The sequence below is a fragment of the Bhargavaea massiliensis genome (genome assembly GCF_018390575.1).
GTDB lineage: Bacteria > Bacillota > Bacilli > Bacillales_A > Planococcaceae > Bhargavaea > Bhargavaea massiliensis.
Genome location: NZ_JAHBCJ010000004.1, coordinates 115,981 through 131,924 on the forward strand (window position 1 = coordinate 115,981; position 15,944 = coordinate 131,924).

Below are 15,944 nucleotides of genomic sequence, written 5' to 3' on the forward strand. Positions count from 1 at the left end.
AGCATCCCAAGGGAAAGCGGGGTGCTGACCATGGATTCATTCGACAAGACGATGAAGTTCAACTTTCCGGAAGAGCCGATGGAAGATGAGGTGCGGACAGTTCTGCTGAAGGTCCATACCGCGCTGAAAGAAAAGGGATACAGCCCCATCAACCAGATTGTCGGCTACCTCTTATCGGGAGATCCGGCATACATCCCGCGGCATGATGATGCACGGAACATGATCCGGAAGCTTGAGCGGGACGAGATCATAGAAGAACTCGTGAAATTTTATATTGCCGGTCATGACGAGGGCCGTTCATGAGGGCAATGGGATTCGACGTCGGCACCAAAACAATCGGCGTCGCAGTGAGTGATGGGCTCGGCTGGACGGCCCAGGGAGTCGAAACGATCAAGATCGACGAGGAGGCCGGGGAGTTCGGCATTGCCCGGATCCGCGAACTGGTTACGGAGTATGGTGTAACTTCATTCGTTGTCGGGTACCCAAAGAATATGAACAACACAGTGGGACCGCGCGCGGAAGCATCCGAGCGTTTTGCGGACCTGCTGAGGGATGAATTCTCCCTTCCTGTGGAACTCTATGACGAGCGCCTGACGACAATGGCGGCGGAAAAGATGCTCATCAGTGCTGATGTCAGCCGCAAAAAGCGCAAGAGCGTCATCGACAAGATGGCTGCCGTCATGATTCTGCAGGGCTGGCTGGACAGAAAAAACGGATGAGGTGATTTGAATGGAACACGGAGATGCGCACATCACGGTTGTGGATGAAGAAGGCAACGAACAGCTTTGCGAAGTCCTTTTCACATTTGAAGCGGAACAGTTCAACAAGTCGTATGTTCTTTACTACCCGGTAGGGGCCGAAGAAGACGACAATGAGGAAATCGAGATCATGGCTTCTTCTTTTACCCCGGGTGAAGAGGGCGAACAGGGAGAACTGAAGCCGATCGAAACCGACGAAGAGTGGGACATGATCGAAGAAATGCTGAATACGTTCCTCGCTGAAGACGACGAAGAGGACGAAGAAGAAGAATAAGAGATTTGAACACTCTGGCGATAATCCGCCGGACAGCTCCCCGGGCGCATCGCACACTCCGTGCGGTGCAGAAACGGGGGGCCTTTTCGTGTGCCTTTATCCGAATAAGCCGCACAGGCCGCCTGCCCTTCCGCCAACGCCTTTCCTGTTGCTGTTGTTTCATGTATAATAGCCTCGAAATGCAGAGGGGGAACGCGGTTTATGAGTGACCGATCCAAAAAACAGATCATGCTTGAACGCATGAACGAAAAAAAGAAGGAAGTAAAGACGGTCCGGCGAATCGTCCTGATTGTCTTTCTCTCCGTACTGCTCCTCATGGTCATCGGGGGCACCATCCTCTACTCCTACGTGACGGGAGCGCTAAAACCGGTTGATCCGGATGCTGAGGACACTGTCACCGTCGAGATTCCGATCGGCTCGAATCTGGACTCGATCGCGCTGAAACTCGAGGAGGCTGGGGTCATCAAAAATGACCGGATATTCAAGTATTATGCCAAATTCAACAATGAGAGCGACTTCCAGGCGGGCACCTATGAAATGAGCCAGGCCATGACACCCGATGAACTGCTCCAGAGCCTGAAGACCGGCAAGGTCTACAGGGAACCGGTATTCCAGTACACCATTCCGGAAGGCCTGAATCTGGCCCAGATTTCCGAAGTGATTGAGAAAAATACGGAGTACACGGCCGATGAATTCATGAAGCTCGTCACGGACGAAGCTTACATCAATGAACTGATTTCCAAGTTCCCGAATCTTCTCACCGAAGAAGTCCTGGATGAACAGATCAAGTTTCCGCTGGAAGGCTATCTGTTCCCGGCAACCTACCCGGTATTCGAGGAGCAGCCGACATTGGAGGCGCTGGTCGAGCAGATGATCGGAGCGACGGATGAGACCCTCTCGCCTTACCGCGAAGCGATTGCCGAAGATGAACGGACCGTCCATCAGGTACTGACGATGGCTTCGCTCGTTGAAGAGGAGGCCCGGACACCGGAAGACCGGAAATCGATTGCCAGCGTCTTTGAAAACCGCCTCGAGGAAGGCATGCCGCTTCAGACGGACCCGACGGTCGCCTATGCGCACGGGAAACACCTCGAACGGACGATGTACAGCGACCTGGAGATTGACGACGCCTACAACACCTACCAGAACAAGGGGCTTCCGCCCGGGCCGATTTCGAATGCAGGCAGTTCATCGATAGATGCCGCGCTCAACCCGTCCGACACGGATTACCTCTACTTCCTCGCCGACCCGTCCGGCATCAATCATTTTGCAAAAACATACGAGGAACATCTGCAAAACAGGGACAAGTATCTGAAGAGCGGGGAATGACCCGGAGAAGGAGAGCTTCCGCTTTCCTTCTCTTTTCATGTGAATAGTGCTATGATGAACGGGTATTTTTTTGGATAAGCAGGTGTGATTGATGGAACATGAATATAGCCGGTATTCGGAGGGTATGATTCTGCCCCGTCCGGAGCGGATCATGGCAATGGAGCAGTATGCACGCGAAAATAGGGTACCGATCATGCAGCTTGAGGGGATGGAAGCGCTGCTTCAGATTCTCCGTGTGCAGCGTCCCGGAAGAATCCTGGAAATCGGCACGGCCATCGGGTACTCGGCGATCCGGATGGCAGAGGCCCTGCCCGGCACCGAAGTGGTGACGATCGAGCGGGAACCGGCCATGCAGGAAAAGGCCGAGGAAAATATCAGCCGCTCCGACGCAAAGGGGAGGATCCGGCTAGTCCGCGCGGACGCGCTGGAACTGGAAGACAGGCTCCCGGAAGGACCGTTCGATGCGCTGTTCATCGATGCAGCAAAAGGCCAATACAAAAGGTTTTTCGACATTTACGAGCCGCTTCTGTCCGGACGCGGCGTGGTCTATTGTGACAACATGTTCATGCACGGCCTGACCGCCGAAGATCCGAAGGACATCCCGAGGAAAAACCGGACAATGATCCGCAAACTCAAGGCGTTCACAGAATGGCTCATGGCTCATCCGGGCTACGATTCGGCTCTTTTGCCGGTGGGCGACGGACTTATGATCAGTACGAAAAAAGAACCAACCGAAGAAGGTGCAGCATTATGACGACAAAACGGCCCCTCATCATCGGGATTGCCGGCGGTTCGGGTTCCGGCAAGACGAGCGTTACACGTTCGATCTACGACGTCGTGAAAGAACACTCCGTCGTTGTGATTGAACACGATTACTATTACAAAGACCAGTCGGAGCTGGCGTTTGAAGAGCGGCTCAAGACCAATTACGACCACCCGCTCGCATTCGACACGGACCTTCTCATCGAACACATCAAAGAACTGCTCGAGGGACGTCCGGTCAATCGGCCGGTGTATGACTATGCGCTACATACACGTTCTGACAAGACGGTGGAAATCGAGCCGAAGGACGTCATCATCATCGAAGGAATTCTGGTGCTGGATGATGCCAGGCTGCGCGAACTGATGGATATCAAGCTTTTTGTCGATACCGATGCGGACCTCCGGATTATCCGGCGCATCCAGCGGGACATCGAAGAGCGCGGCCGTTCGATCAGTTCGGTGATCGGCCAGTATTTGTCGGTCGTCCGCCCGATGCACAACCAGTTCATTGAGCCGACGAAACGATATGCGGATCTGATCATCCCTGAAGGCGGGGAGAACAAGGTCGCAATCGATCTGATGGTGACGAAAATAAAAACAATTCTTGAATCTCCACAAAATCTGTAATATACTCTTGTCAGTTAAAACCATCACATTTCCGCTATGTCGCATTCCCGGCCACGGGGCGGCATAGTATTCTTTTTATGAAGGAAAGACGCGAAGGAGAGATTGTTTATGTCTACAGAGAAAAAATTTCCGATGACACAGGCGGGAAAAGAGAAACTTCTTGAAGAACTGGAGTATTTGAAAACGGTTAAACGCAAAGAGGTCGTCGAGCGCATCAAAGTGGCCCGCAGCTTCGGGGACCTGTCCGAGAACTCCGAGTACGACTCCGCCAAAGAAGACCAGGCCTTTATCGAGGGCCGTATATCTACGCTTGAGTCCATGATCCGCAATGCGGAAATCATTGAAGACAACGGCGATGACGATCGTGTGCAGCTTGGCAAGACCGTAACATTCAAGGAAGTTCCGGATGGCGATGAGGAATCCTACACCATCGTCGGTTCCGCAGAGGCGGATCCATTCGAAGGCCGCATCTCGAACGACTCGCCGATCGCCAGAGGGCTTCTCGGGCGTACAGTCGGAGACCGCGTCAAGATCATGACACCGGGCGGCGAGATGGATGTCGAGATCGTTTCCATCGGCTGATTACTGATGGACATCACCCATACAGGCAGGGAATAACCAAAATGGCTGATTCAAGCAGATGGCTCCGGAAACCGCGGCAGCGGAGGAGTTCTGCGGAGATCAGCTTTTTTCATAGTATCGCGGCAAGCAGGTGGACGGTTTTATTAACACCCTCAGCCCTTTGCTTAACACCCGAGGGTCTGATTATTAGGGATGCCTGAAATTCCTTTTCATGAAACTGAAACAAACCGGTAATCGTTTCGTCAAATAAGCGGAAATCGTTTATGATAGAGTTACCGGGGGAGGAGATGGCATGGAAGAACAGAATTTTTCCAGGGTAGCGCGGAACCGCCAGAAATCAAACCGGATCCTCAACATCCTGATCGGCGTCGTCTTCGTCCTGATTGTCATCACTGCGGCAAGCATCTTTACCGGCGGGGATGACCGGGCGGCCAACGGAGGGAATGAGGCAGGGACTGAACAGGCGGGAGGCACCAGCGGACCCGATGGCGGAAAAGTGCCGGCTGATGATGGCGGGGAAGATTCCGATGCAGCCGGTGACGATGAGTCCGAAGACGGGGAAGCGACCTCCGAAGAAAAAGCTCCCGATTCGGACAAGCGCGGCGAAGAACCCGAAGAATCCGATCAGCCGGGCAAAGTGATCCGGACACCTTCAGAAAGCGGCGTCGTCGATGAGACGATCGTTGACACATCCTGGAAGCCGATCGGCACCGGACAGTCGGGCGAACATGTCTCGGTCTATGAGAAAGGGCATATCGACTGGCAGGAAAAGGTGAAGGCCATGTCGTATGCCACCGGCATCCCTGAAAAAGAAATGATTGTATGGTATGTGAAAAACGGCGGAGGTCCGCAAAAATCGATCGGGACCGTATCGACCGGAGATAAAAGCGAAAAATATAATGTCCACCTGGAATGGGTGGACGGTGAAGGCTGGATGCCGGTGCGGCTCGACAAGCTGAACACGCTTGAAGGGGCCTATTGACCGGAACGGAACGGAGGATTCTCGCATGAAAATAGCCATTATCGGTGCGATGGAAGAAGAAGTCGAGCTTCTGCGCAGCCGGATCGAAGAAAAAGAGACAACAATGGCCGGAAACAGTGAGTACACTGCCGGTAAACTCAATGGCGCGGACGTCATTCTGCTAAAAAGCGGGATCGGAAAAGTGAACGCGGCCATGTCCACGGCGGTATTGCTTGACCGTTTCAAACCGGATGCCGTGATCAACACCGGTTCTGCAGGTGGCTTCAACAGTGACCATGAAATCGGCACGGTCGTCATTTCGTCCGAAGTGCGGCACCATGATGTGGATGTAACGGTATTCGGTTACGAACACGGCCAGGTACCGCAGCTTCCTTCCGCATTCACGGCGGACAGCAGGCTCATGGAAGCGGCACGCAAGGCCGTGGAAGACATCGGTGAACATGCGTCGGCAGAAGGGCTGATCATCACCGGCGACTCATTTATGTCCGATGCAGATCGTGTAGCCCGTGTGCGTGAACTTTTTCCCGAGGCACTAGCCTCCGAAATGGAAGCGGCTGCGGTTGCCCAGGTCTGTCACCAATTCGGCGTGCCGTTTGTGGTTATCCGCGCGCTTTCCGATATCGCGGGCAAGGAGTCGGCCATGTCGTTTGACGAGTTTTTGCCGAAGGCGGCAAAGCATTCGGCAGAAGCGGTCATGCGCGCGGTCTCGAATCTTCAGGGATCGCATGGTATAATCGGATAAGTGAATCACCATTTGGACAGGGAGTGAACAATATGCTTTATCTGATGGCAGGTTCGTTGATTTTGACAGGTATCCTTGCGGGCGTCATGATGGCCCAGCTCGGTTCCGAAAAGTGATCTAGTCTGCCCTTCCCCCGCGCTCGGCGGGGGAGGGGTTTTTTTCATGCTTGAACTGCTGATAAAGCTTGACGAGGGCCCGCTTCTCGATCCGTGAGACGTAGCTGCGCGAAATGTTCAGCTGTGCCGCAATTTCTTTTTGGGTCATCGGATTGTCGTCCAAGAGGCCGTAGCGTCTCTGGATAATCTCCAGCTCACGCTCATCAAGCTTGGTCAGATGCCGGTACAGCCGGTCAAAGCGCTCCTTCCGCTCCAGCCGGTCATCGGCTGTTGATTCGTCGACTTTCAGGACATCTGTAATCTGGAGCGAGTATCCGTCCTTGTCAATGCCGATCGGCTCATAGAGTGAAACATCTTTCTGGACTTTTTTCTGCGCGCGGAGATGCATGAGGATCTCATTTTCAATACAGCGTGCGGCGAAAGTGGAAAACTTGGTTTTTTTATCGGGGGTAAAGCTGCCAACCGCCTTCATGAGGCCGATCGTGCCGATTGAGATGTAGTCGTCCAGCTGCTCGTGCCGTGGATGGAATTTCTTCACGATATGGGCGACAAGGCGCATATTGCGCTCGATCAGCTCATCTTTTGCGCTTTCATCACCTTCAGCTACCCGCCTCAGGCAGTCCGCCTCTTCTTCCGCATTCATCGGCTTCTGGAACGCCTGGCCCTTCAGGTAGCCGACCAGTGCTGGGATATCCGCCCACAGCTGAAGCAGAGCAGTGAAAATCCCGCTCACGCCAACACCTCCTAAGTTGTTTCTGCCACCATATGTCACAATGTGAGGAATCATGAGAATGACGGGTCCCGGGATGTGGGACGGAGCGGCGCTATGGTATAATCGGGAAAGAATTCAGAGCCAATGGAGTGAATCGGGTGTATCGTCTTTTTTTGCCGAATGAATATGTGAAGGACATTTTCCGTGTGACACCGGAAAAACTGAAAAGCAATGGGATCCGGGGAGTCATTACTGACCTGGACAACACGCTTGTCGAATGGGACAGGCCCGATGCAACCGCAGAAATCATCGAATGGATGAGGGACATGCGCGATGCGGGCATCCATGTGACAATCGTCTCGAACAATAACGAGGAACGCGTCAAGGCGTTTTCCGACCCGCTGGGCATTCCCTTTATCCACCGGGCGCGCAAGCCGATGGGCAAGGCTTTCCGCCAAGCGGTCCGCCAGATGGGCATTCCGAAAGAGCAGGTTGTCGTAATCGGCGACCAGCTGCTGACGGACATTTTCGGCGGGAACCGCAGCGGCCTGCATACCGTCCTTGTCGTTCCGGTCGCCAGCTCGGACGGATGGGCCACACGGTTCAACCGGAAGGTCGAGCGCATGATCATGCGGAAGCTCAAAAACCAAGGGCTCATCGATTGGGAGGAAATAAAGTGACCGAAGAAAAAACCTGTATCGGCTGTGGGGCCGTCCTGCAGACTGATGATGAAAAAGCGCCGGGCTATGCCCCGGCTGCGACGCTTGAAAAGGAAATGCCGCTCTGCAGGCGCTGTTTCCGGCTCAGGAATTACAATGAGCTTGAACCTGTGCCGCTGACGGATGATGATTTCCTGAAAATCCTGAATACAATCGGCTCCAAGGACGCACTTGTCGTCTACCTCGTCGATATTTTCGACTTCAACGGAAGCTGGATTCCGGGAATGCACCGGTTTGCCGGTTCCAATCCCGTGCTTCTCATCGGCAACAAAGCAGATCTGCTGCCGAAGTCGGTAAAGGAAAACAAGCTCATCCATTGGATAACATCCGAATCCAGGAAGCTCGGTCTGCAGCCGGAGGACATTCTGCTTGTAAGCGCCGATAAGGGAACCGGAATCGATACTGCGATTCACCGCATCGAGGAGCTTCGCGCTGGGCGGGATGTCTATGTGGTGGGGTGCACGAATGTCGGAAAGTCCACATTCATCAACCGGATCATCAAGCAAGTTGCAGGCGGTGACGATGTCATCACGACGTCCCATTTCCCGGGGACCACACTGGACATGATCGATATCCCGCTTGATGACGGGAATTCCATGTACGATACGCCGGGCATCATCAATCACCATCAGATGGCACACCTCCTTGATGCAAAGGACCTGAAGTGGATTACGCCGAAAAAGGAGATCAAGCCAAAAGTCTTCCAGCTGAATGAGGAGCAGACCCTGTTTCTCGGGGGGCTGGCGCGGTTCGACTATCTGAAGGGCGGCCGCACGGCGTTCACCGTACACGTTTCAAATGCACTTGACATCCACCGGACCAAGCTGGAAAAGGCGGATGACCTGTATTCGCGTCAGAAGGGCGATCTGCTAACGCCTCCGACAGCGGATCCGGAAGCATTTCCGAAGCTTGTGCGCCATGAATTTTCGATCAGGGAAGAAAAGACGGACATCGTCATCTCGGGCCTTGGCTGGATCACAGTCCAGCAGGCAGGGAAAGTGGTTGCGGTCCACGCGCCCGAAGGGGTCGCTGTCATGCTCCGTCCTTCCCTGATCTGAGGGGGAAAACAGAATGAAAAAATGGTATGCGGTGATCGGTGATCCGGTTTCCCATTCAAAGTCACCGGCCATGCATGAGGCGTGGTTCAGGGAAAACGGCATCGATGCATCTTATATTCCGGTCCATGTCCCGGCCGGAACGGTTGGCGACGCTGTCGCCGCCCTGCGCCGCCTGGGTGCTTCGGGATGGAATGTGACGGTGCCCCATAAACAGGCCATCATCCCTTTTCTGGACGAAGTGGAGCCGATTGCTGCAGAGATGCAGGCGGTGAATACGGTCAAGGTTCTCCCTGACGGCCGGCTGCTTGGGATGAACACGGACGGCCCCGGTTTCGTCCGTTCTCTCGAGGACAGGATCGGCAGCGGCCGAAAGAATGACCGTGTGCTGATCATCGGTGCCGGCGGTGCCGCAAACGGGATAGCCCTCGCCATGAGACATGGCGGGTATGAGAAGGTCGCCGTGTGCAACCGCACCGTGGAAAAGGCAGAGGCACTCTGTAATCGGATCGGCGGCGAAGCACTTGGCCTTGAAGAGGCGGCAGGGAAACTGGGCGAATTCGGGATCATTATCCAGACGACGCCCGTCGGCATGTCGACCGCAACAGGCGGCCTGCCGATTGCCATGGACCACCTGGATCCGGGCGCGGTTGTTGCGGATATCGTCTACAGCCCTCTCCAAACCGAATTCCTGAAAGCTGCACTGAAAAACGGAAATGAAATCGTGGACGGCCTGGGCATGTTCATCTGGCAGGGCGCACTTGCCTTCAATGAATGGACAGGCCGGATGCCGGACACGCTTGGAACAAGAAAACGGCTGATCGCAGAAATGGAGGAAACTACATGCTGACCGGAAAACAAAAGAGATTCCTGAGAAGCGAGGCGCATCACCTTCAGCCCGTCTTCCAGGTAGGAAAACAGGGTGTCAACGATGAACTGATCAGCGGCATTTCCGAAGCACTGGAAAAACGCGAACTGATCAAGGTGGCCATTCTTCAGAATGCGCCGGAGGAAAAAGAAGATGTCGCACAGGTGCTTTCGGAAAGGACCCGTTCCGAGCTCGTGCAAGTGATTGGCAAGACGATCGTGCTTTACCGGGAGTCGAGGGACAATAAGCGTCTCGTGCTTCCGGGTGAGTGAACGGAGGAAGGTCGGAATCCTGGGTGGGACGTTCAATCCGCCCCATGTCGGCCATCTGATGATTGCCGAAGGCGTCCGAGACGCCGAGGACCTTGATGAAATCCGCTTTATGCCAAACGCAATCCCTCCGCACAAGATAAAGGAAGGCGATGCAGAACCTTGGCAGCGGCTTGAGATGACAAAGCTTGCGATCCGCGGCAACCCCGATTTCACGGTTGAGTCCATCGAGGTGGAGTCGGGAGGGGTTTCCTACACCTCCCGGACGCTGGACCTGCTCCGTGAACGAGAATCCGGATCGGATTTTTCTTTCATCATCGGCGGCGACAGCATCGAGCATCTGCATACGTGGTATGACATCGATTCGCTCATGGATAAAGTGCAGTTCATCGGTGTACCCCGCCCGGGCAGCAGCGCATCCGGCCGGTACCCGGTCAGAATGGTCGGCATCCCGCAGATTGATCTGTCCTCGACTCTCCTGAGGGAAAAGCTGAAAGCGGGTCGTTCGGTTAAATACCTGATTCCCGATCCGGTCATCCGCTTTATCCGCGAGGAGGGATTGTATGGGATCTGAACAACTGAAAAACGGGGTGGCACAGCGCCTTCCCGCAGGCAGATTCCAGCATGTCCTGAGAGTTACTGAAACAGCGATGATTCTTGCGGACCGTTTCGGGGAAGATAAAGAAAAAGCGGAAACCGCCGCACTCCTCCATGACGTGGCCAAAGCCATGCCAAAGGAAGAGCTGAAGCGGATCGTGGTATCAGAAGGGGATCCCGCCGGCGTCCTCGGATTTCATCATGAGCTGTGGCATGGCCCGGCGGGGGCTGTGATCGCCCATGATGAGTTCGGGATCCGGGATGCCGATATCCTGGCTGCCGTCCGGTTCCACACAACGGGTCGCTCAGGCATGTCGCGTCTTGAAAAAATTGTTTTTATAGCGGACATGATTGAGCCGGGCAGGAATTTTCCCGGGGCGGAGCAGCTGAGAGCGGAGGCGGAGCGCTCGCTTGAAGATGCGCTTATTGCGTGCAGCGCACACAGCCTCCAATACCTGGTCTCCGTCCGCGCCGCCATCCATCCGGACACGCTCCGATGCTACAACGACAGTCTCTCGCAAGGAAAGGGTGCTTTAAACCGATGACAAACCAGACATTGCTTGAAACGGTATACAATGCCGCAGATGATAAAAAAGCGGCCGATATGGTCGTCCTGAACATGCAGGGCGTTTCGCTTCTCGCTGATTACTTCCTGATCTGCCATGGAAATTCCGACCGGCAGGTACAGTCCATCGCCCGTGAGATCAAAGACAAGGCGGAGGAAGCCGGCTTTGACGTCAGACGGCTTGAAGGCTTCGATTCCGCGCGCTGGATCCTCGTGGATCTGGGTGATGTGGTCGCGCATGTCTTCCATAAGGACGAGCGTGCATATTACAACCTCGAACGACTGTGGGGAGATGCGCCGGAATTGGAAATGGAAGGGCGATGAACGGGGAGTCCTACCGCGCGTTCGCTTCGGTTTATGATCTCCTGATGGAAGATATCCCCTATGGCCGATATGCCGAATGGGTCCGGAAGGCGGCAGGCGATGCAAAAGGGCTAAAGCTGCTGGATATCGGCTGCGGCACAGGGGTGCTGACAGAACGCTTTGCCCGTGAAGGCTTCAGTGTGACGGGGATTGACCTGTCCGGTGACATGCTCGCGGTCGCAAGAGAACGCTTCGAGGAAGCCGGCCTGGAAGGGGCATTTTTTGAACAGCCGATGCAGGAGATGGAAGGACACTCCGGGTACGATCTGGCGGTGATTGCCATCGACTCTCTGAATTACGTGACAGAAGACGAGGAAGTGGCCGCGGTGTTCAGGCATGTCTTTGGCGCACTGAATCCTGGAGGGCGACTGCTGTTTGATGTCCATTCCCCCTATAAGATGACCGAGCTGTTCCTTGACGGGCCGTTCACTGCCGATCTGGAAGATGTTTCGTATATTTGGCATACGTATCCGGGGGAAGAGCCGCTTTCCGTAGAATCAGAAATCAGCTTTTTCATACGACGGCCAGACGGGCTTTACATGCGGCAGGAAGAGTTTCATCTGCAGCGGACTTTCACGCCGGATACTTATATCCGCCTTCTGGAAGAGGCGGGCTTTGCCATCCGTTCGGTCACGGCTGACTGGACGGGCCAAACGCCTTCGGAGTACAGTGAGCGTGTATTTTTCCATGCCGTAAAATGAAGCTTTCCAAATAGTCGAACATCAGGTATAGTGGAGTAGACTCCATGATCCGCCATCCCCGGGAGGAAACGCTTTCTTGGAATGGCTGAAAATGAACTGGAGGAAGCTGATCCCCCCGATAGCGGCTTCCGTCCTGATCCTGACATTTATCCTGTATACGAAGAGCCATACCGCGGGTGTTCCTGCGGATTCATTCATACCAGCTTCTGACGGGTTGGACCCGATCAGTGCCGATGACCGTGCGGATTCTTCCGCAGCGGTCATTTTTGTTGATGTGAAGGGAGCCGTGGAAAAGCCGGGTGTCTATAAGGCGGATGAAGGGGACCGCGTGATCGACGCTGTTGCCAGGGCGGGCGGTTTTCTTCCAGAAGCAGTGCCGGACGCAATCAACCATGCGGAACGACTTCGTGATGAGATGGTCATATATGTGCCGTTCTTCTCGCATGAGGGGGGCGGGGAAGCCGGCGCAAGCCCCCCGCCCGTTTATGGAGCGGACGACGGGAAAGTGAATCTCAATACCGCTGAGGCGGATGAACTCATGACCCTACCGGGAATAGGTCCCGCAAAAGCCGAAGCGATCATCGCCCACCGTACCGAGCATGGGCCGTTTGCCGAGCCGGCCGGCCTGATGGATGTGAGCGGGATCGGTGAAAAGACATTCGCGGCACTTGAAGAGCTTATCACCGCAAAATGACATTGAATCCCGGCGCGCACACCGATAAACTGAGGATAGTGATTTGCAAAGTTACAGGAGGCGGACTTCATGGAGCGGATTAGTTGGGATCAATTTTTCATGGCGCAAAGTCATTTGCTGGCACTTCGGAGCACATGCACGAGACTGTCGGTCGGAGCGACGATTGTCCGTGACAACCGGATTGTCGCAGGCGGCTACAACGGCTCGATATCCGGGGGCGACCACTGCATCGATAAAGGTTGCTATGTCGTCGATGGTCATTGTGTAAGGACGATCCATGCCGAGATGAACGCGCTTTTGCAGTGCGCGAAATACGGTGCGCCGGTTGCGGGTGCTGAAATTTATGTCACCCACTTCCCGTGTCTTCAATGCACAAAAGCCATTATCCAGGCCGGAATTTCCAAGCTGGTTTATGCATCTGATTATAAAAATAATGAGTATGCCCAAGAGCTTCTCCAGCAGGCAGGAGTCCGGGTGCTCAAGGTTCCGTTCGAGGAGCGTGAAGTCGATTTTCTCGCTGAGGAAAAACTCGGTCTTTATGAGGAGCTACTGGGCAAGCTGAAGGATTCCGGAATTCCTGAGGAAGAACTCGGGGCATACGGCAGGAGAGTGAAGGCTCTATTCGGCTGAGGCTGATTGAAAACCCTATTTTGTATCTGGCGCTGCCTGTTCTGGCTGCAGCTGCCGCAAGCACGGTCTCCCCGCTGTTTGCGGCATTGCTGTTGCCTGTTGTCGCGGTTGCAGCCCTGAAGAGGGAACCCCCGGCTGTCTGGGTTGCAATTATGGGAGTCACAGCAACGTCATATGCCTGGTTCAGTCTGGATACAAAACCGGATCAATGGCCGTCTGTACCGGACGAGATTGTCTGGACGGACAAAGTGTCTGAATCAGGCGGTCTGCTTAAAGGATTCGCAGAAGATTCCTCAGGAAACAAATGGTATGTCAATTACCGGTTCCGGGCTGGAGAAGAACGGGACCGGTTTTTTCTTGAAGGAATTGCGGGGTACCGTTACCTGGTCCGGGCGGAAACGGAGGAACCAGACCCTCCACCCCACGCATATGCCTTTGACATGGCGGCGTGGCTGCAATCCGAAGGGGCAGACGGCATCCTGAAGCTGCAGGATGCCGAGCCTGCAGGGGCCGCTCCTGGAATGACCGCTGCGCTCAGAAGATGGAGGGCAATGCTCGGCAGCCATATCCGGGCGAACTTTCCGGAATCGGTCGCCGCCGAGGCGGAAGCGCTTATCATCGGCGAGCGCTCAGCCACCGATCCGCAGGATAAACGGGCATACAGAAAACTCGGGATTACCCATCTGTTTGCCATTTCAGGGCTGCATGTAGGAATCATGGTTTATTTGCTCAGGGAAGGCCTGCTCAGGCTTGGTGTCAGGACCCACGTCGTGAGGACGGGGTTGATTCTCTTCCTTCCGGTTTATGCCATGCTTGCGGGCGGCGCACCGCCCGTGTGGCGGGCTGTCCTCATCTCCCTGATGCTGCTCGTCCCGGAGTCCAAATCCGGAAAACCGCGATTGGATCTCTTCCTCTCCGCCGGTATGGTTTTGTTTTTGCTCATCGACCCCCAAGCCGTCACCAAACCCGGCTTCCAGATGAGTTACCTGGCAGCATTCGCGCTGATCCATTCTTCCACCGTTTTGGAATCGGCACGCGGTGCTCTTCATCAGGCATGGCTGGTTACGGTCATTTGCCAGGTGGCGGTAACACCGGTGCTCCTCTATCATTTCTTCGAGACGTCCATTTCCGCATTTGCCGCCAATCTGCTGTTCGTCCCGCTTTTTTCAATCGTCATCCTGCCTGCAAACCTGATCCTGCTTGTGCTGACTTTCATACTGCCACAAGTGGCCGGGCTATTGTTTGCCGTGTATGTCCCGCTGCGGGAAGGATTGGCAGGCTTTATTCTGTTGTGCGCGGAACTGCCGCTGAGTGTTTGGACACCGGGCAGGCCGGATCTGCCATCCATACTGTTGCTGATTGCCGCGATTTTCATATTCTTTTGGCTTTTGGAAAAACAAAAAGGCCTTGCGGCCGCTATTGTTTTTGGTGCTGCGTGCTGCATTGTCCATGCCGTCCCTTATGCCGATCCATCCGTCCATGTCACGTTCATTGATGTCGGGCAAGGGGATTCGGCATTGGTGGAACTTCCATTCAGGCGCAGCGTCTTCCTTATTGATACCGGAGGCAGGCTTTTGTTTGAAGGGGAAGAAGAGGGGAGAATGGGTTCCGGAGTCGGGGAGAGGGTGGTTATCCCTTATTTGAAAGGCCGCGGAATCACCAGAGTGGACAAGCTCGTTTTGTCGCATCCGGATGCGGATCATGCGGAAGCGGCAGATGAAGTACTGGAGGAAATCCGGGCTGGCGAAATCCATATCGGCCCAGGTACCCGCGGAAAGGAAGGATATGCGGACGTAATCAGGGCCGCGGGGGCCAAGAACATCCGGGTCAGGGAGATGATTGCCGGGGCCGGCTGGCAGGAAGGAAACACACTTTTCAGGTATCTCAGCCCATCTGATTCAGAATACCGGGGAAACAACGACTCTCTTGTGCTGCACATGGAACATAGGGAGTTCCGCGTGCTGTTCACCGGTGACCTGGAGGAAGAAGGGGAAAAGCGGATCATCGGGGAATACGGAAGCCTCTTCCCGGTGATGATCCTCAAGGCAGGCCATCACGGAAGCCGGACATCCAGCAGTGCTCCTTTTTTGAAAGCGGCCGATCCTTCGTTGACGGTCTTTTCCGCAGGCAGGAACAACCGATACGGCCATCCCCATCAGGAGGTCACCGGGCGGCTCGCAGAGGCAGGGCTGCCCGCCGTTTCCACTGCGGATTACGGAACGATGACTTTTTCGCTCTCCCCGGGAAAAAACATGACGATCACCCACAGCCGAACGCAAGGAAATTAAAAAACGGAGGCCCCGGTTTTCCGGAAGCCTCCGCCCTGATCAGCGTGCAACGAGTTCAATAACCGTCGCAATGACGAAGATCAGCGAAAAGAATACAAAGGATACGATGAAGCCCACGCCCGAGTCGATGACGTCGTTTCGCTTCGTCTGCGGGTTCTGTTCGAATTCGTTCATTGCTACCCCTCCTATGGTTCCCCCATATTATAAGGGATGATGCAGAAAAAAGCTATAACGTACGAACCGATCCTTATGCGGTTCACAAGAGGTTCTTAAAATTTTCACAAACGATGGCGCCGACCGGCTTCATGTAT

The 15,944-nt window shown here is 54.7% G+C and carries 22 protein-coding genes; 20 read left to right on the forward strand and 2 right to left on the reverse strand.

What is annotated here, in order from left to right; genetic code table 11:
• The first annotated feature begins 30 nt into the window (after positions 1-30).
• The 9 genes from KHA84_RS07365 (at position 31) to mtnN (ending at position 6,056) form a co-directional block, all read left to right on the forward strand.
• Complete coding sequence (locus KHA84_RS07365) at positions 31-303, forward strand: IreB family regulatory phosphoprotein (protein WP_213423118.1); 273 nt, start codon at positions 31-33, stop codon at positions 301-303.
• Positions 300-719 (forward strand): Holliday junction resolvase RuvX, encoded by a 420-nt coding sequence (gene ruvX / locus KHA84_RS07370; RefSeq protein ID WP_213422887.1) that lies wholly within the window; start codon positions 300-302, stop codon positions 717-719. The genes KHA84_RS07365 and ruvX overlap by 4 nt, the downstream gene beginning before the upstream one ends.
• 10 nt (positions 720-729) lie before the next feature.
• Positions 730-1,032, forward strand: coding sequence for a DUF1292 domain-containing protein (locus tag KHA84_RS07375; RefSeq protein ID WP_213422888.1), 303 nt, complete (start codon positions 730-732; stop codon positions 1,030-1,032).
• Between the two features lie 201 nt (positions 1,033-1,233).
• The gene (gene mltG, locus KHA84_RS07380) at positions 1,234-2,361 is read left to right on the forward strand and encodes an endolytic transglycosylase MltG (RefSeq protein ID WP_213422889.1); all 1,128 of its coding nucleotides are present in this window, start codon (positions 1,234-1,236) and stop codon (positions 2,359-2,361) included.
• Between the two features lie 91 nt (positions 2,362-2,452).
• The gene (locus KHA84_RS07385) at positions 2,453-3,115 is read left to right on the forward strand and encodes an O-methyltransferase (protein ID WP_213422890.1); all 663 of its coding nucleotides are present in this window, start codon (positions 2,453-2,455) and stop codon (positions 3,113-3,115) included.
• Entirely contained in the window at positions 3,112-3,750 is a 639-nt protein-coding gene (gene udk / locus KHA84_RS07390) for a uridine kinase (protein WP_213422891.1), read from the forward strand. Before KHA84_RS07385 ends, udk begins: the two co-directional genes overlap by 4 nt.
• 108 nt (positions 3,751-3,858) lie before the next feature.
• Entirely contained in the window at positions 3,859-4,332 is a 474-nt protein-coding gene (gene greA / locus KHA84_RS07395) for a transcription elongation factor GreA (RefSeq protein WP_213422892.1), read from the forward strand.
• 292 nt (positions 4,333-4,624) lie between these two features.
• Positions 4,625-5,314 (forward strand): YrrS family protein, encoded by a 690-nt coding sequence (locus KHA84_RS07400; protein ID WP_213422893.1) that lies wholly within the window; start codon positions 4,625-4,627, stop codon positions 5,312-5,314.
• Positions 5,315-5,339: 25 nt separating this feature from the next.
• Positions 5,340-6,056 (forward strand): 5'-methylthioadenosine/S-adenosylhomocysteine nucleosidase, encoded by a 717-nt coding sequence (gene mtnN / locus KHA84_RS07405; protein WP_213422894.1) that lies wholly within the window; start codon positions 5,340-5,342, stop codon positions 6,054-6,056.
• A 117-nt stretch (positions 6,057-6,173) separates the two neighbouring features.
• On the opposite strand, the gene sigK is transcribed toward mtnN, so the two are convergent.
• Positions 6,174-6,905 (reverse strand): RNA polymerase sporulation sigma factor SigK, encoded by a 732-nt coding sequence (gene sigK, locus KHA84_RS07410; protein WP_213422895.1) that lies wholly within the window; start codon positions 6,903-6,905, stop codon positions 6,174-6,176.
• A gap of 137 nt (positions 6,906-7,042) precedes the next feature.
• Here sigK and KHA84_RS07415 point away from each other — a divergent pair, with 137 nt between their 5' ends.
• The 11 genes from KHA84_RS07415 (at position 7,043) to KHA84_RS07465 (ending at position 15,633) form a co-directional block, all read left to right on the forward strand.
• A complete protein-coding gene (locus KHA84_RS07415) occupies positions 7,043-7,564 on the forward strand; it encodes a YqeG family HAD IIIA-type phosphatase (protein WP_213422896.1) in 522 nt (173 codons plus the stop codon).
• Positions 7,561-8,661 carry a ribosome biogenesis GTPase YqeH gene (gene yqeH, locus KHA84_RS07420; protein WP_213422897.1) on the forward strand — a complete coding sequence of 367 codons (1,101 nt, stop codon included), beginning with the start codon at positions 7,561-7,563 and terminating at the stop codon, positions 8,659-8,661. The genes KHA84_RS07415 and yqeH overlap by 4 nt, the downstream gene beginning before the upstream one ends.
• Before the next feature lie 13 nt (positions 8,662-8,674).
• Positions 8,675-9,508: a shikimate dehydrogenase gene (gene aroE, locus KHA84_RS07425; protein ID WP_213422898.1), complete on the forward strand. Its 834-nt coding sequence runs from the start codon at positions 8,675-8,677 to the stop codon at positions 9,506-9,508.
• Positions 9,502-9,798, forward strand: a complete 297-nt coding sequence (gene yhbY / locus KHA84_RS07430; protein WP_213422899.1) for a ribosome assembly RNA-binding protein YhbY — start codon at positions 9,502-9,504, stop codon at positions 9,796-9,798. Before aroE ends, yhbY begins: the two co-directional genes overlap by 7 nt.
• Positions 9,791-10,369, forward strand: coding sequence for a nicotinate-nucleotide adenylyltransferase (locus KHA84_RS07435; protein ID WP_213422900.1), 579 nt, complete (start codon positions 9,791-9,793; stop codon positions 10,367-10,369). Before yhbY ends, KHA84_RS07435 begins: the two co-directional genes overlap by 8 nt.
• Entirely contained in the window at positions 10,359-10,937 is a 579-nt protein-coding gene (yqeK, locus tag KHA84_RS07440) for a bis(5'-nucleosyl)-tetraphosphatase (symmetrical) YqeK (RefSeq protein ID WP_213422901.1), read from the forward strand. The genes KHA84_RS07435 and yqeK overlap by 11 nt, the downstream gene beginning before the upstream one ends.
• The gene (gene rsfS / locus KHA84_RS07445) at positions 10,934-11,281 is read left to right on the forward strand and encodes a ribosome silencing factor (RefSeq protein ID WP_213422902.1); all 348 of its coding nucleotides are present in this window, start codon (positions 10,934-10,936) and stop codon (positions 11,279-11,281) included. Before yqeK ends, rsfS begins: the two co-directional genes overlap by 4 nt.
• Positions 11,278-12,021 carry a class I SAM-dependent DNA methyltransferase gene (locus KHA84_RS07450; RefSeq protein WP_213422903.1) on the forward strand — a complete coding sequence of 248 codons (744 nt, stop codon included), beginning with the start codon at positions 11,278-11,280 and terminating at the stop codon, positions 12,019-12,021. The genes rsfS and KHA84_RS07450 overlap by 4 nt, the downstream gene beginning before the upstream one ends.
• A 76-nt stretch (positions 12,022-12,097) precedes the next feature.
• Entirely contained in the window at positions 12,098-12,715 is a 618-nt protein-coding gene (locus KHA84_RS07455) for a helix-hairpin-helix domain-containing protein (RefSeq protein ID WP_213422904.1), read from the forward strand.
• A gap of 69 nt (positions 12,716-12,784) precedes the next feature.
• A complete protein-coding gene (locus tag KHA84_RS07460) occupies positions 12,785-13,345 on the forward strand; it encodes a ComE operon protein 2 (protein ID WP_213422905.1) in 561 nt (186 codons plus the stop codon).
• Between the two features lie 20 nt (positions 13,346-13,365).
• Positions 13,366-15,633, forward strand: a complete 2,268-nt coding sequence (locus tag KHA84_RS07465; protein WP_213422906.1) for a DNA internalization-related competence protein ComEC/Rec2 — start codon at positions 13,366-13,368, stop codon at positions 15,631-15,633.
• A 39-nt stretch (positions 15,634-15,672) separates the two neighbouring features.
• Here the strand turns inward: KHA84_RS07465 and KHA84_RS07470 are convergent, their stop codons facing one another.
• Positions 15,673-15,807 carry a YqzM family protein gene (locus KHA84_RS07470; RefSeq protein ID WP_092051279.1) on the reverse strand — a complete coding sequence of 45 codons (135 nt, stop codon included), beginning with the start codon at positions 15,805-15,807 and terminating at the stop codon, positions 15,673-15,675.
• Positions 15,808-15,944: the final 137 nt, after the last annotated feature.

Coding starts and splice junctions, on each gene's coding strand:
- KHA84_RS07365 (WP_213423118.1), top strand. CDS start 31: ATGGATTCATTCGACAAGACGATGAAGTTCAACTTTCCGGAAGAGCCG.
- ruvX (WP_213422887.1), top strand. CDS start 300: ATGAGGGCAATGGGATTCGACGTCGGCACCAAAACAATCGGCGTCGCA.
- KHA84_RS07375 (WP_213422888.1), top strand. CDS start 730: ATGGAACACGGAGATGCGCACATCACGGTTGTGGATGAAGAAGGCAAC.
- mltG (WP_213422889.1), top strand. CDS start 1,234: ATGAGTGACCGATCCAAAAAACAGATCATGCTTGAACGCATGAACGAA.
- KHA84_RS07385 (WP_213422890.1), top strand. CDS start 2,453: ATGGAACATGAATATAGCCGGTATTCGGAGGGTATGATTCTGCCCCGT.
- udk (WP_213422891.1), top strand. CDS start 3,112: ATGACGACAAAACGGCCCCTCATCATCGGGATTGCCGGCGGTTCGGGT.
- greA (WP_213422892.1), top strand. CDS start 3,859: ATGTCTACAGAGAAAAAATTTCCGATGACACAGGCGGGAAAAGAGAAA.
- KHA84_RS07400 (WP_213422893.1), top strand. CDS start 4,625: ATGGAAGAACAGAATTTTTCCAGGGTAGCGCGGAACCGCCAGAAATCA.
- mtnN (WP_213422894.1), top strand. CDS start 5,340: ATGAAAATAGCCATTATCGGTGCGATGGAAGAAGAAGTCGAGCTTCTG.
- aroE (WP_213422898.1), top strand. CDS start 8,675: ATGAAAAAATGGTATGCGGTGATCGGTGATCCGGTTTCCCATTCAAAG.
- yhbY (WP_213422899.1), top strand. CDS start 9,502: ATGCTGACCGGAAAACAAAAGAGATTCCTGAGAAGCGAGGCGCATCAC.
- yqeK (WP_213422901.1), top strand. CDS start 10,359: ATGGGATCTGAACAACTGAAAAACGGGGTGGCACAGCGCCTTCCCGCA.
- rsfS (WP_213422902.1), top strand. CDS start 10,934: ATGACAAACCAGACATTGCTTGAAACGGTATACAATGCCGCAGATGAT.
- KHA84_RS07450 (WP_213422903.1), top strand. CDS start 11,278: ATGAACGGGGAGTCCTACCGCGCGTTCGCTTCGGTTTATGATCTCCTG.
- KHA84_RS07460 (WP_213422905.1), top strand. CDS start 12,785: ATGGAGCGGATTAGTTGGGATCAATTTTTCATGGCGCAAAGTCATTTG.
- KHA84_RS07470 (WP_092051279.1), bottom strand. CDS start 15,807: ATGAACGAATTCGAACAGAACCCGCAGACGAAGCGAAACGACGTCATC.